Annotated in this window: 11 protein-coding genes and 1 pseudogene; 5 read left to right on the top strand and 7 right to left on the bottom strand. The window is 62.9% G+C overall.

All coding sequences use genetic code 11. From position 1 onward, the window contains the following. From RA25_RS23190 to RA25_RS03655, 3 genes and pseudogenes are all read right to left on the bottom strand, one after another. A pseudogene (locus tag RA25_RS23190) lies at nucleotides 1-499 on the bottom strand (nitrous oxide reductase family maturation protein NosD); the annotation flags it as partial. A 2-nt stretch (nucleotides 500-501) separates the two neighbouring features. Further along, complete coding sequence (nosZ, locus tag RA25_RS03660) at nucleotides 502-2,409, bottom strand: TAT-dependent nitrous-oxide reductase (protein WP_019294814.1); 1,908 nt, start codon at nucleotides 2,407-2,409, stop codon at nucleotides 502-504. An 11-nt stretch (nucleotides 2,410-2,420) separates the two neighbouring features. Then, nucleotides 2,421-4,610, bottom strand: a complete 2,190-nt coding sequence (locus RA25_RS03655) for a NosR/NirI family protein (RefSeq protein ID WP_039170396.1) — start codon at nucleotides 4,608-4,610, stop codon at nucleotides 2,421-2,423. A gap of 179 nt (nucleotides 4,611-4,789) precedes the next feature. On the opposite strand from RA25_RS03655, the gene RA25_RS22945 reads away from it, so the two are divergent. Beyond that, on the top strand, nucleotides 4,790-5,131 hold the full coding sequence (locus tag RA25_RS22945) for a hypothetical protein (protein ID WP_193747961.1): 342 nt from the start codon (nucleotides 4,790-4,792) through the stop codon (nucleotides 5,129-5,131). A gap of 72 nt (nucleotides 5,132-5,203) precedes the next feature. Here RA25_RS22945 and RA25_RS03645 read toward each other — a convergent pair whose 3' ends face one another. From RA25_RS03645 to RA25_RS03630, 4 genes are read right to left on the bottom strand one after another with little or no spacing between them, the layout of a single operon-like run. After that, the gene (locus RA25_RS03645) at nucleotides 5,204-5,965 is read right to left on the bottom strand and encodes an ABC transporter permease (RefSeq protein WP_039170391.1); all 762 of its coding nucleotides are present in this window, start codon (nucleotides 5,963-5,965) and stop codon (nucleotides 5,204-5,206) included. Further along, the gene (locus RA25_RS03640; protein WP_039170389.1) at nucleotides 5,962-6,708 is read right to left on the bottom strand and encodes an ABC transporter permease; all 747 of its coding nucleotides are present in this window, start codon (nucleotides 6,706-6,708) and stop codon (nucleotides 5,962-5,964) included. The genes RA25_RS03645 and RA25_RS03640 overlap by 4 nt, the downstream gene beginning before the upstream one ends. A gap of 9 nt (nucleotides 6,709-6,717) precedes the next feature. After that, nucleotides 6,718-7,482 (bottom strand): transporter substrate-binding domain-containing protein, encoded by a 765-nt coding sequence (locus RA25_RS03635; RefSeq protein ID WP_039170386.1) that lies wholly within the window; start codon nucleotides 7,480-7,482, stop codon nucleotides 6,718-6,720. Between the two features lie 39 nt (nucleotides 7,483-7,521). Next, nucleotides 7,522-8,319, bottom strand: coding sequence for an ABC transporter ATP-binding protein (locus tag RA25_RS03630; RefSeq protein ID WP_039170384.1), 798 nt, complete (start codon nucleotides 8,317-8,319; stop codon nucleotides 7,522-7,524). Nucleotides 8,320-8,416: 97 nt separating this feature from the next. On the opposite strand from RA25_RS03630, the gene RA25_RS03625 reads away from it, so the two are divergent. Genes RA25_RS03625 through RA25_RS03610 form a run of 4 tightly spaced genes read left to right on the top strand, consistent with a single transcriptional unit; the run spans nucleotide 8,417 to nucleotide 12,630 of the window. After that, a complete protein-coding gene (locus RA25_RS03625; RefSeq protein WP_039170537.1) occupies nucleotides 8,417-9,058 on the top strand; it encodes a TetR/AcrR family transcriptional regulator in 642 nt (213 codons plus the stop codon). Continuing rightward, nucleotides 9,058-10,242 carry a pyridoxal phosphate-dependent aminotransferase gene (locus tag RA25_RS03620; RefSeq protein WP_039170381.1) on the top strand — a complete coding sequence of 395 codons (1,185 nt, stop codon included), beginning with the start codon at nucleotides 9,058-9,060 and terminating at the stop codon, nucleotides 10,240-10,242. The genes RA25_RS03625 and RA25_RS03620 overlap by 1 nt, the downstream gene beginning before the upstream one ends. After that, nucleotides 10,239-11,843: a 5-guanidino-2-oxopentanoate decarboxylase gene (locus RA25_RS03615; protein WP_039170379.1), complete on the top strand. Its 1,605-nt coding sequence runs from the start codon at nucleotides 10,239-10,241 to the stop codon at nucleotides 11,841-11,843. The genes RA25_RS03620 and RA25_RS03615 overlap by 4 nt, the downstream gene beginning before the upstream one ends. 4 nt (nucleotides 11,844-11,847) lie before the next feature. Next, a complete protein-coding gene (locus RA25_RS03610) occupies nucleotides 11,848-12,630 on the top strand; it encodes an arginine deiminase family protein (protein ID WP_039148619.1) in 783 nt (260 codons plus the stop codon). The last annotated feature ends 496 nt before the right edge of the window (nucleotides 12,631-13,126 follow it).

The following is a 13,126-nucleotide window of genomic DNA, read 5'->3' as shown; positions in this document are numbered from 1 at the left end:
TCCAGACATAAACCCCGTTGCCGCGGGCGTTCATGTGCCGGTCGAGACGCCCCTCGATCCGGTTGCTCTGTACCAGGCTGTCTTTAGCGCCGTGAATATCCACGCCGTAAAGGTTGCCCAGCAGCACATTGTTCAGGATCTGCGGCGCCTTTGCGGTCTTGGTCAGTTTAATGCCGCTGTCGATCTCCTGATGCGAGGAGCCGGAGCCAGCAACGGTCAGGTTCTGAACGGTCACGCCCGGTCCGGTCACAGTGATCACCGATCCCTTGCCCTGTCCGTCCAACGTGGCATGGCCTTGCCCGTCCAGCGTCACCGGCCGGTCCAGCACCAGGGTTTCGGCGTATTCGCCGGGGGCGAGGCGGAGGGTGTCGCCATCCGCCGCCTGCGCCAGTGTTTCAGCGATGGCCCCTGCCCGATTGGGCACATCCCAATCCGCCGCCCACGCGGGCGCCAGGCCGGCAAGGGCCGCAACCAGGGATATGGGCAGGAGCCGTTTCATGGTTACGCGCTCCGCGGCTCGACCAGCATCCGGCCGCGCATTTCCATGTGCAGCGCGTGGCAGAACCACTGGCAGTAGTACCAGTGCACGCCCGGGCGCTCCGCCTTGAAGGTGACAGAGGCAGTTGCCAGCGGCCCGACTTCCATAGCGATGCCGAAGTTCGACAGGCAGAAGCCGTGGGTCAGGTCGTCGATGTCGTCCAGGTTGGTGACATAGACAGTGACCTCGTCGCCTTGCTTCACCGTGAACTTCTCCAGGCTGAAGTTCGGCGCCTGGCTCGACATGTAGACCCGCACCTTGTCGCCGTCGCGGATGATGGTGTCCTGATAGTCGTCCAGATCGACGCCATCCGCCTCTGCCTGCTTGCGCGCGTCTTCCCACATTGGGTCGTTGCGCTGCCAGGTGCTCGCCGGGTTTACCTTAGAACGGTGAACAAGGATCGAGTCATGCGGCTCGGCAAAGGTCGGGCCATCGTGCACTACCTTCATCTTGTCGCCGGAGATGTCGATCAGCTGCTCGTTCTCGGGCTTCAGGGGGCCGACGTTCAGGAACCGGTCCTTGGAGAACTTGTTCATCGAGATCAGCCACTTGCCGTCTGCCTCGGCGGTTTCACCCATGGAAGTCGAGTTGTGGCCCGGCTGGTACTGCACATCAACCTTGTCCATAATCGGGTCCACATCGGCGCCGGCATAGGCCTCGATCGCCTTGGCGATGTCCCATTTCACCACCTGGCTGTCCAGGAACAGGGTGGTGTAGGCATAGCCGCGGTTGTCGAAGGCGGTGTGAAGCGGGCCAAGGCCCAGCTGCGGTTCCGCCACAATGGCAGAGCGCGGATCGGCGTTGTCGCTGAACAGCGCATCGACCTTCTCAACATCAATGACCGAAACCGTCGGCGACAGCTTGCCGTTGATCATGATGTGCTTTTTGTCGGGTGCAGCGTTCACACCGTGCGGCGAGTTCGGGATCGGAATGTAGCGGGTGAAGTTCTTGCCGGACTCCTTGCGCCCGTCCACGACTTTGGCCCCGTTCAGCTCCTGATAGTCGCCTGCCGCAATTGCCTCTTCAATCGCCTTGATGTTGAAGACAACAACGTGGTCCAGCTCGCTCTCGGTCATCTCGGCCAGGTTCATGCCCATTTCCGAGTTGTAAGAGGTCGAGAAGGCGTATTTGCCCTGATAATCGCAGTCAGTGTTGTCCAGGTTGCCCGAGACGATCACCTGCCAGGCGACTTCCATGGTGTCGCCGTCGATGGCAGAGAAGATGTTCACATATTGCGACGGATCATCCAGGATCTGGCCATCGTTGATCAGCGGCGCTTCGTGCTCGCCGTTGGCAAAGACATAGCCGGTGCGCGGGAACTTCTGCGGGCGCAGGCCGTGGATGTCCTTGGCGTTGGGGATCTCGATGATCTTGTCGCACTTCATCACGTCGCAGCGCACGCGGGCGACGCGGGTGTTGGCCTTGTCGTTCATGAACAGGTAGCGGCCGTCATATGTGCCGTCAGTGAACGACATATGCGGGTGGTGCAGGTCGCCGTTGTCATAGGTGACTTTGCCGTTGGCGGCCAGGAATTCCTTGGTCTCCGGCAGCAGGCCTTCGGTCAGGATCTTCAGCGATTCATTGGTCTGGCCCCAACCGGTGGCAGAGCAGCGGTTGAACACCGGCACCCTCATCAGCTCGCGCATGGACGGCACACCCATGATACGCAGTTCGCCGGTCTGGCCCGACGACCAGAAGCCGTAGTATTCATCCAGTTCGCCCGGCTCCAGGCCGAAACCGGCAGCCTGCGCGGGCTTCGCGCCCAGCAGTGCGGAACCGGCGCCAGTGGCCGCCAGAACGGCACCGGAGGCGGTGGCCCCCAGAAGGCCGCGGCGGGTGACGGGCAGTTTGTTTTTCAGTTCTTCAGACATAACGTCCTCCTTCAGGAAACTTTTGTCCTGTTCGCGTTGGGGTGATTGGCAGGCGGCCTGCCCAGAGCAATCTCCGGACCCGGGCTGCCGGTCTTGGCCCGGCGTTTCAGCTGTTTGATCACAACCGGGCATTTGGCTTCGGATTGGTACAGAACCTGGCAATGCAGGCAGTCCACACATTCATTCGGGTTGATCTCACCGGTCGGGTGGATGGCCTGAACGGGGCACTCGTTGGCACAGGTCTGGCAGGGGTGGCCGCATTCGTGGTAGCGCTTCAGCCAGTCGAACATCCGCACCCGCGCCGGGATCGCCAGCGCCGCGCCCAGCGGGCACAGGTAGCGGCAGTAGAAACGCTCGATGAACAGCCCGGCCAGCAGCAGCAGCAAGGCAAAGACAACAAACGGCCAGTCGCGCACGAATTTCAGAATGATCGCGGTCTTGAACGGCTCCACCTCGGCATAGGTTTCGGCCAGCGGGATCGATACCATCGAGAGGCCGAACAGGCCGAGAAAGATCATGTATTTCGCAGGCCACAGGCGCTCATGCAGGCCCCACGGCAGAGTGATCTGCGGCACCTTGAAGGCGCGGGCGATCTTGTTGGTCAGCTCCTGCAGCGCGCCGAACGGGCACAGCCAGCCGCAATATGCACCGCGGCCCCAGAACAGCAGTGCAGCGGCCACCGCAAACCACTGGATGAAGACCAGCGGGTCCAGAAGGAAGGCATCCCAGGAAAAGCCGCTGCGCAAGGAGCCAGCCAGCGCCATCAGGTTCACCACGCTCAGCTGCGCATTGGCATACCAGCCCAGGAACACCAGGGTGACAGTCAGGTATACGATCCGGAACCAGTAGAAGGTGCGCGCATTCACAGTGGCCTGGAACTGGAAGAAAAACACCCCCGTCAGCACCAGCAGCATCACACCCAGCACACTGATTTCCAGCGTCCGGTCCTTCCAGATCCGCTGCCAAAGCGCGGCCTTCGCAGCCGCCTCACCGGTGTCGTCTTCCACCACTTTGGGCGCAGGCGCGGCAGGCAGCAGATATTGTTCCGGCAGCTTGTAGCCCAGATCAAACGTCAGGAACGTCCGCTCCAGCGCGCCCACGGACCGCTGCACCAGCAATTGCAGGCGGAAGGGTTCAGCCGGGTCGAACTCCGCATCTGCCGGGATCTTGAACAGGTCCAGCTCTGCAAAGCTGGGGCTGTCACCAGTTGCCAGTTCCCCCAGCCGCTTGTGCTGCTTGTCAAAGAACCGCACCGAGGCATCACCCTGGATCAGCTGGATGCGGTCGAAGATGCCCCCGCGCACATAGCCCGAGCCTTTGAAGCTGTAGCTGCCCCGTCCCAGCACCAGAATGGCGTGCTCGCCTTCCTTCAGCCAGGATTGCAGGTTCCGGTACTCCGCCTCGCCCAGCAGCGACTTGCCGATCGACGGCACAGAGACCAGCGCCATATGCATGTCAATGAAGGTGTCGTCCGGGGCACCCGGCTCCGGCCGCTTGATCGCGCGCTGATCGCCAGTGGCCTCAAAGGCCGCGTTGATCTGACCCACGTCCAGCGTCATCCGCCGAACAGAGCCGTCGCCTGCCAGTGTGGTCCAGTCCGAAACTTCTTCGCGGGCCATATCAACCTCGCGCTTCGGCCCGTCGGCCTGCACCGGTGACAGGCCGCCCAGCCCCAGCGCGCGGGCCACTTTAATTCCAGCCCGCACCAGGCTGTCATCGATCACCATGATCGTGACCGTCGCGCCCGAAATGATGTCGAGGTCATGGGCATCGCCGCCCGCCGCCGCCTCGGCCTTTAGATCCAGCCCGGCATAGCTTTCGGTCAGCTTGACCATCTTGGAATTAGGAATGCCGATCAGCACAATCGGCTCGGAGTGTTTGACCAGCTTCACGCCGGTCAGTACCGCATCGTTGTCAATCGCGGCCACCACATGGATCGGCTTGCCGCTGTAGCCGGTGGTGCCCACGAAATCTGAGGTCAGGAAGGCATAGGCAACCGTCTCGCCCGCCTTCAGCACCGGCGCCACCGGCACATCACTGCGCACCGGGCCAAATGCCTCGGCGCCGGGCACCAGATCAGCGGGTGCCAGTTCTGTCAGGAAGGAGTCGAGGCTGTCTGCCTCAGCGGTCACCGCACATACAGCGGTGAGTGTCATCACAAGGGCTGTCAGCCAGCCCCGGAAGGCGCGTGTCAGGACCATGGCGCCTCTCCTTTGTTTTGAGTGGCAGCCACGGACGCGCGGAAGGCGCGTTCGGATTCTATCTTTTTCACCAGCGGAGGCCCGCGGCCATCATGCCAGTACTGCGCCGGGTTCGGCGGCACTGCAGCGCCCGTAGGCAGCAAAACTATGCGGCCTGCCACCCGGCTGGCACCGAATGCATGATGGAATACCGGCCCGGCCCCGGTTTCAGCAGCGCAGAGGGCACAAGTGCTGCACTTAGGGCAATACTTGTTGTCTTCGCGGTCTCCGGCAGCGACCTGAATCTCAACCACACCGAACTCGCCGCAGATCTCGATCCACTCACCGCCGACAGCAGCCTGAGCTGCGCCGGGAAAGGCGGCTTGAAGAACCAGCATGAAGATGGCGCACATACCCGCCAGCCGCCGGAACAGTCCGGCGCCGCAAGCGGAAGGTATGAGAAAGGTACGCGGCATCTGTTACAAGAATCTCTTGCTGCATTCGCCGCTGACACTAGAGGGAACTTTAGTGCCGTTATTTGATGTATGTCAGATAAATCAGAATTTCCGGACCAAAATCATCCGGTCCGGAAAACGCGCTAAACACCCGTCTTTTCAGCCTTTCTCAAACCGGCGGAAAGCGAATGCGATCACCCCGGCGATGGCCATGTAAACCAGCGCCAGCAGCAACAACGGCTCATAGACGATAAAAGTATCGGCCCGCACGCGCGAGGATACCGCATAGATTTCCATCACCGTGATCGTCGCCACCAGCGGCGTCGCCTTCAGCTGCAGGATGGTTTCGCCGCCTAAGGTCGGCAGCACGTTGCGCACCGCCTGCGGCAGCCAGATCCGGCGGAACATGGTGAAGCGCGGCATACCAAAGGACTTCGCAGCCTCCAGCTGCCCCTTGGCGACGCCGGAAAACGCGCCGCGCATCACTTCGCCTTCATAGCCCGCATAAGACAGGGTCAGCGCCAGCACCGCATAAGGCCAGGCCTGCCGCAGATAGGGCCACAGCTCAGACGAACGAATCCACGGAAACTGCGGGAACAGCGACCCCAACCCGTAATAAAGCAGCCAGATCTGCAAGAGCAGCGGCGTGCCGCGGATGATGGTGCAAAAGGTGCGCGCAGGGATCGACAGGTACCAGGGTCCCACCGCCTGCGCCAACCCCAGCGGCACCGCCAGCATGAAGCCGAGGAAAGTAGAGACCGCGAGGATCCAGATCGTGGCCCAAAGCCCCTCCAGCGCCAGCGGCGCGTATTTCGGGATCCAGTCCCAGCGCAGCGCAAAGGCGCACCAGATCACCAGCGCCACAAAGACCAGCATCATCACGATACGGTGCGGCTGCATCAGATCCTTCAAACCGGTCATCGCGTGCCCCCCTTCAGCGAAGGCTGGCCGCGCCGTGCCCATTTCTCAACCCGGGCAAAGACCGCGCCGGAGCACAGCGTCACCATCAGGTACAGGAACCCGGCGGCCAGGAAAAAGGTGAAATAGGCCCGCGTGCTGCTTGCCGCCTGACGGGTTTCCAGTGTCAGCTCGTTGAAGCCGACCACCGCCAGCAGCGCCGTGTCCTTGGTGGCAATCAGCCAAAGGTTTGCCAGCCCCGGAACCGCAAAGCTCATCATCGCCGGGATCGTCACCCGCCGCATGATCATGAAGGCGGGCATGCCATAGGATTTCGCCGCCTCGATCTGGCCCACCGGCACCGCCTTGATGGCGCCGCGCAGAACCTCAGTGGCATAGGCCCCCTGCACCACGCCCAAGACCCAGATCCCGGCCGCAACGCCGTTGATCTCAACCCGGCCGCCGCCCAGACCTTCAGAGATCTTGTTGATGATATCGCTGCCCACGTAATAGAGGATCAGGATCAGCACCAGTTCCGGCACCGCCCGGATCACCGTGGTGTAGATGGCGAGAAGATCACGCGTGACCTTCCCGCCGTAGAGTTTGCCATAGGCCCCGAACAGCCCGATCACCAGCCCCAGCCCAAAAGCGCCAAAGGCGATCTGCAGGGAGTTGGCAAGCCCGCGCAACAGGTTGCCTCCCCAGCCCGACAGCGACAGCAGCTCTGCGCTGGCGCCGAGGCCCAGTAGTTCGAACAGTCCGGTCACGGCAGCACCTTAGTAGATGCTGGTGGTGAAGTATTTGGCGGTGATCTTCTCGTGGGTGCCGTCGGCCAGGATCGCCGCGATGCCCTTGTTCAGCGCCTCGCGCAGTTCGTCGTCACCCTTGCGCACGCCCGCACCGACACCGCGGCCCAGGATCGCCGGGTCATCCGCAACCGCGCCCTTGATCTCGCAGCAACTGCCGGTGTCCGAGCCAACGAAATCCGCCATCGCGATGCTGTCCGCCTGGGTCGCGTCGATGCGGCCCGCAAACAGATCCTGGTTGGCTTCATCCTGTGTCTGGTAAACCTTCAGCTCGGCATCCTTGAAGTATTCCTGCGCATAGGCCTGGTGGATGGTCGAGGCCTGAATGCCAACAATCTTGCCCGCCAGCGATTCCGGGGTTGCATCGATCTCCATCGACTTGTCTGCCACGATCACCGCAGGGGTGTTGTAATAAGGGTCGGAGAAATCAATGGTTTTCATCCGCTCCTCGGTAATCGACATGGAGGCCATGATGGCGTCGATCTGCTGGCCGGTCAGCGACGGGATGATTCCGTCCCAGGCCACCGGCGTGATCACGCAGTCCAGTTCCGCCGCGGCACAGACCGCACCGATCACCTCGACCTCCCAGCCGACCCAGTTGCCGGAGCTGTCAAGCGAGGCAAACGGCGGATAAGGTTCCGCAGCGATACCAATTTTCACCTGTTCCGCAGCCGCGGCACCGGCGGACAGAGCGGCAGCCGCAGTGGCAGCGGCAAGCAATGCTTTCAGTTTCATCTTATTCTCCCAGTTGGTTTTTATTTTGGTGGTAGTGGATCAGGCGACCGAGCTTAGAAATTGCTTCAGCCGGTCTGATTGCGGATTGCCAAAGACCTCGGCAGGCGGCCCCTGCTCTTCAATGCGGCCCTGGTACAGATAGACAACGTGGTTTGCGACTTCGCGCGCGAATTTCATTTCATGGGTAACCAGCAGCATGGTACGCCCCTCGGCGGCCAGGTCGCGGATCACCGTCAGCACCTCGCCCACCAGTTCCGGGTCCAGCGCCGAGGTCGGTTCGTCAAACAGCATCGCCGACGGGTCCACCGCCAGCGCCCGGGCAATCGCCGCCCTCTGCTGCTGACCGCCGGACAGATAGGCAGGATAGGTGTCCTCCTTGCCGCCCAGCCCCACCCGGTTCAGCAGCTCGTGCGCCCGCGCGATAGCCTCGGCCTTGGGCACCTTCAGCACATGCACCGGCACCTCGATCACGTTTTCCAGCAGCGTCCGATGGGTCCACAGGTTGAACTGCTGGAACACCATCGCCAGCTTGGTCCGGATTCGTTCAATCTGTTTCTGATTGGCCGGGCTGCCGTCGCCGCGCATCGCCACTTCCTCGCCGCCGATCACGATCTTGCCGGAGCTTGGCGTCTCCAGGAAATTGATGCAGCGCAGCATGGTGGATTTGCCGGAGCCGGAGCCGCCGATGATGGCCACCACATCGCCCTGTTGCGCGGTCAGATCAACGCCCTTCAGCACTTCCAGATTTCCGAACGACTTGTGCACGTCCTCGACCCGGATTGCCTCCCGGCGCGTGTCTGTCTCCGGTGAGGATGCGGCTGCTGTGGCTGTGTCCATCTTTGCGTCTTCCCGAATTTTCCGATTGCAGTAAGCCGCGACTCGCGTAATTATGCAAGTGTATAATTTCTCCGCCAGCACAAAAACAGGAGCTGAGGTGACCGACGAGCGCCGCAAATTCAAACGCGAATCCGCCGAAGCCCGGAAGGAAGCGCTGATTCTCGCCACGCTGGAGCTGGTGGCGGAGAACGGTGTGCGCGGCGCCACGGTGCGGGGCATCGCCCAGCGCGCCGACGTCACCCAGGGTCTGATCCGGCATTACTTCAGCTCCAAGGAAGAGCTGATCATCTCGGCCTATGAACACCATATGAACCAGATGACGGACCTGACCTTCGCCCCCGGTGCGGCGGCAGGCAGCGCCCGGGCGCGGCTCAGGGCTTTTGTCGATGGCTCGCTGACGCCGCCGGTGGTTGATCCGCGCGCGCTGGCGTTGTGGGCCAGCTTCCTGAACAAGGTGCAGAACGACCCGCAGATGAAGGAAACCCACGAGCGCACCTACGCCTATTTCCGTGACCGGCTCGAGGTCCTGATCGCCGCCGCACTGGAAGAGGCCGGCCGCCCCGCCCCGGCGGCCCGGCTGCGCCAGCTCGCGATTGCCTGCAACGCGGTGATCGACGGCCTGTGGCTGGAGGGCGGCGCCCTGCCGGATGCCTTTGCGCAAGGCGAACTTGTTGAAATAGGACGGCAATCGGTTGCCGCCATCACTGGATTGGATTTGGAGCAGGAGGCTGAAACCTGATGAGGCTGACAGCAATCACCGAACGGCTGGCCGGGCTTGGCGGCGGCAAATGGGAAGTGCACGCACGGGCACGGCAATTGGCTGCAACAGGTGCCAACCTGGTGGAAATGACCATCGGCGAACCGGACGTGCCAACCCCGCCCGAACTGGTTGAGGCCGCCGCGCAGTCGATGCACGCAGGCCGCACCGGCTATTCCGACGGCCGCGGCGAGGCGCATCTGCGCGCCACCCTGGCCGAGGCGTATTCTACCAGCCGCGGGCGGGAGTTTGGGCCGGAAAACATCCTCTGCTTTCCCGGCACCCAAACCGCGCTTTATGCGGTGCTGCAAGGCGTGGCCGAGCCCGGCACCGAGGTGCTGGTGGGCGACCCGATGTATGCCACCTACGAAGGCGTGATCCGCGCCTCTGGTGCGGACATGGTGCCGGTGCCGCTGCGGCCCGAGGCCGGGTTCCGGATGCAGGCCAGCGACATCGCCGCCCGCATCACCCCGCGCAGCCGCGCCATCCTGCTCACCACCCCGCACAACCCGACCGGTGCCATCCTGACACCGCAGGACCTGCGCGCAATCGGCGAGTTGGCAATGAAACACGACCTCTGGATCATCTCCGACGAGGTTTATGAGCACTTGGTGTTTGAGGGTGCTGAATTTGTCTCACCCCTCTCCGACCCGGCGCTGGCCGAGCGTGTGATTGCAGTCTCCTCGATCTCCAAATCCCACGCTGCACCGGGTTTCCGCAGCGGCTGGTGCGCCGGGCCAGAGGCCTTCTGCTCCGCCCTGCTGCCGGTTTCGGAAACCATGCTGTTCGGCAACCAGCCCTTCATCGCCGACATGACAGAAAAGGCAGTGCGCGAAGGCTCCTCTGTCGCCGCAGGCATGACCGCCCGATTCGCTGCCCGCGCCGCACTGCTGGAACAACGCCTGCACGCCGAAACCCGGCTGCGCGTCCACCACCCCGAGGCCGGCATGTTCGCGCTGATCGACGTCTCCGCTACCGGCATGGACGGCGACGCCTATGCCTGGAGCCTTCTGGATGGCGGCGTCGCTGTCATGCCTGGCTCCGCCTTTGGCGAGAGCTTGCGTGATTGGGTCCGCGTTGCCCTGACGATTGATGACGAAAGCTTTGCCACCGCGCTCGACCGGATCACCGCCCACGCAAACCGCTTTGCAAGAGGCGCCGCATGACCGTGAAAACAGTTGGTGAAGCCCTGGTTGACGGGCTGAAAGCGCGCGGCGTGAATTGCGTGTTCGGCATCCCAGGCGTCCACACGGTGGAGCTGTACCGCGGCCTGGCGGCCTCCGGCATCCGCCATATCACCCCCCGCCACGAACAGGGCGCGGGCTTCATGGCCGATGGCTATGCCCGGGTGTCCGGACAGCCGGGGGTGGCCTTTGTCATCACCGGCCCTGGCCTCACTAACACGCTGACTCCGATGGCCCAGGCCCGCGCAGATTCAGTCCCCCTGCTGGTGGTGTCCGGCGTCAACGACAGCGCAACGCTGGGCAAGGGGCTCGGCCACCTGCACGAATTGCCCGACCAGCACGCACTGGCCAAGGCCGTGGCGCTGACCTCAGAACATGTCTCCCGGCCCGAAGAGCTGGAGCCCGCCCTGGATCGCGCCTTCGCGCCCTTTGCAATTGGCCGCCCCGGGCCCACGCACATCCAGGTGCCGCTGGACGTGGCAGGTGCCACGTCGCTAAACGGCATTTCCAAGCCCGCCGAAGCGCAGATGGCGCCGGATCCGGCCAAGATCGCCGATGCCGCGAAACGGCTGAGCGCAGCAGGCAAAGTTGTGATCCTGACCGGCGGCGGCGCCAAAACCGCAGACCAATACTTGCAGGCCCTGGCCGAACGCCTCGACGCGCCTGTGGTGCAAACCGTCAACGCCCGCGGGCTGATGCACGGCCACCCGCTGACCGTCCCGGCCAGCCCCAGCCTGCAAGCGGTCCGGGAACTGATCGAAGACGCCGATTGCGTGCTGGCGCTGGGAACCGAGCTGGGGCCGACAGATTACGATATGTATGCCACCGGCAGCATGGCTGACATGGCCGGGCTGATCCGAATCGATCTCTGCCCGGGCCAGCTTGCCCGTCACGAGGCTGAACTTGCCATCCAGAGCAACGCTGATGCGGCCATCGCCGCGCTGCTTGATGCGCTGCCCGGCACAGCAAAGCACAGCGAAGGCGCGGCCCGTGCCGAACACACACGCGCCGCCGCGCTGGAAGAGATCGGCCCGGACTACCGCCGGCAAGTGGAAGTGCTGAACGCCATGCGTGACACGGTGCCCAATGCCCTGATGGTGGGCGATTCCACCCAACCGATCTATGCCGGCAACCTCTCCTACGACCACGACCGCCCAGGCGGCTGGTTCAATGCTGCCACCGGCTATGGCGCGCTTGGCTATGGCATTCCCGCCGCCATCGGCGCCTCGATTGCCGATCCATCTGCGCATGTGATCTGCATCGCCGGCGACGGCGGCGCCCAGTTCTCGCTGCCTGAGATCATGGCCGCGGTGGATGAAGGCCTGCCCATTACCTTCGTGATCTGGAACAATCGCGGCTATGGAGAGATCGCCTCCTCAATGAAAGCCGTGGACGTTGCGGTTGTCGGCTGCGACCCCACCCCGCCGGATTTCGCAGCCACAGCGCAGTCTTTCGGAATTCCGTTCAGCCGTGTTCCCATGACCCCGCAGACCGTTGCCGTTGCTCTTCAGGAATGCGCCGCACGCGGCACCCCCTCCATCCTCGAAATCGACATCCCCGGACCCGTTCCGGGACAGGAGTAACCTCATGCGAAACCCAACCTTTGAGTTCACCCGCGCCATCACCCGCCGCCCCGCCTCTACCATCGCTGCAGGCCTGCGTGCCGAAGATACCGGCAATCCAAGCCTCGACAGCATGCTGGCCGCCCACACTGCCTATGTCACCGCTCTGCGGAGCACCGGCGCCGAGGTGATCGAACTGGACCCGCTGGAGGCCTTCCCCGACGCCCAGTTTGTCGAGGACACTGCCCTCTGCTTGCCGCAGGGCGCGATCCTGATGCGTCCCGGCGCGCCGTCGCGGCTGGGTGAGGTGGCGGAAATGGCCCCCACCCTGCGCGCTTGCTACGATGATGTCCGCGAAATCACTGGACCCGGCCACATCGAAGGCGGCGACATTCTGGTGACCGGCAAGGAGATCCTGGTCGGCCGGTCCGACCGGACCGACGCGGAAGGCGTTGCCGAGCTTGCTGAAATCACCGCCGAATGGGGCCATGCCTTGCGCGAGGTGTTCACTCCAGAAGGCGTTCTGCACTTCAAGACCGATTGCTCGCTGATGGACGCCGAGACCATTCTGTCGACCAAGCGCCTCGACGCCTCCGGCTGTTTCGAAGGCTACCGGGTGCTGCATGTGGCCGAAGGTGAGGAAGCCGCCGCCAACGCCATCCGCTTCAACAACCTGGTGCTGATGGCCGCAGGCTTCCCGCGCACGGCAGAAGTTCTGGACAAGGCCGGATATGAGATCGTCGAGATCGACAACACCGACTGCGCCAAGCTGGACGGCGGCATGTCCTGCCTGTCGCTGCGGTTCTGATCCCGCCCGCGCCACGCAAACGCTCCGAGGCGGCGTGGAGCTCCATCCGGCTAGGCTGGCGGCGGCTTCGCCCTTCAGCCAAGCCGGAGTCTGAAGCGGCGCCGCACTCGCCAAGCGACAGAACCAGACGTTAGAAAGCCTTGTATTGCCCGGCGCCATCGACTTGCTTTGCAGACGAGATCCGAAGGCACCATCAAGAAGAGCCGCGGGAATACCGCGCGCACCAAAAGCTAACAACAAGGCCAGTGTAAGAACGAATGAGGGCGGAGCATTGTGCTCCGCCCTTATTTTCATGGTTCATTTTTCAGGCTGGAAAACCGAAATTGTGGAATCCGGAAAAGGCACGGTGTGTTGTAAAATCCCTCAACAGTTTGCAACTCGACGAAACTCGACATAATAAAATCAAGGGGTTATCGCACAGCCCCCCCCAAAAAAAAATTCGTCACCTACTTTGCAATTCTGCCCAGTAAAATCTTTGACGTGCTCCCCTGAAAAG

The organism is Leisingera sp. ANG-S5 (genome assembly GCF_000813925.1).
Taxonomy (GTDB): Bacteria; Pseudomonadota; Alphaproteobacteria; order Rhodobacterales; family Rhodobacteraceae; genus Leisingera.
This window is presented reverse-complemented; position numbering and strand designations above follow the sequence as displayed.

Bases quoted from the DNA above. Each gene is read 5' to 3' on its own strand.
- nosZ (WP_019294814.1), bottom strand. From the start codon at position 2,409: ATGTCTGAAGAACTGAAAAACAAACTGCCCGTCACCCGCCGCGGCCTT.
- RA25_RS03615 (WP_039170379.1), top strand. From the start codon at position 10,239: ATGACCGTGAAAACAGTTGGTGAAGCCCTGGTTGACGGGCTGAAAGCG.
- RA25_RS22945 (WP_193747961.1), top strand. From the start codon at position 4,790: ATGATGGAATACCGGCCCGGCCCCGGTTTCAGCAGCGCAGAGGGCACA.
- RA25_RS03645 (WP_039170391.1), bottom strand. From the start codon at position 5,965: ATGACCGGTTTGAAGGATCTGATGCAGCCGCACCGTATCGTGATGATG.
- RA25_RS03655 (WP_039170396.1), bottom strand. From the start codon at position 4,610: ATGGTCCTGACACGCGCCTTCCGGGGCTGGCTGACAGCCCTTGTGATG.
- RA25_RS03610 (WP_039148619.1), top strand. From the start codon at position 11,848: ATGCGAAACCCAACCTTTGAGTTCACCCGCGCCATCACCCGCCGCCCC.
- RA25_RS03635 (WP_039170386.1), bottom strand. From the start codon at position 7,482: ATGAAACTGAAAGCATTGCTTGCCGCTGCCACTGCGGCTGCCGCTCTG.
- RA25_RS03630 (WP_039170384.1), bottom strand. From the start codon at position 8,319: ATGGACACAGCCACAGCAGCCGCATCCTCACCGGAGACAGACACGCGC.
- RA25_RS03620 (WP_039170381.1), top strand. From the start codon at position 9,058: ATGAGGCTGACAGCAATCACCGAACGGCTGGCCGGGCTTGGCGGCGGC.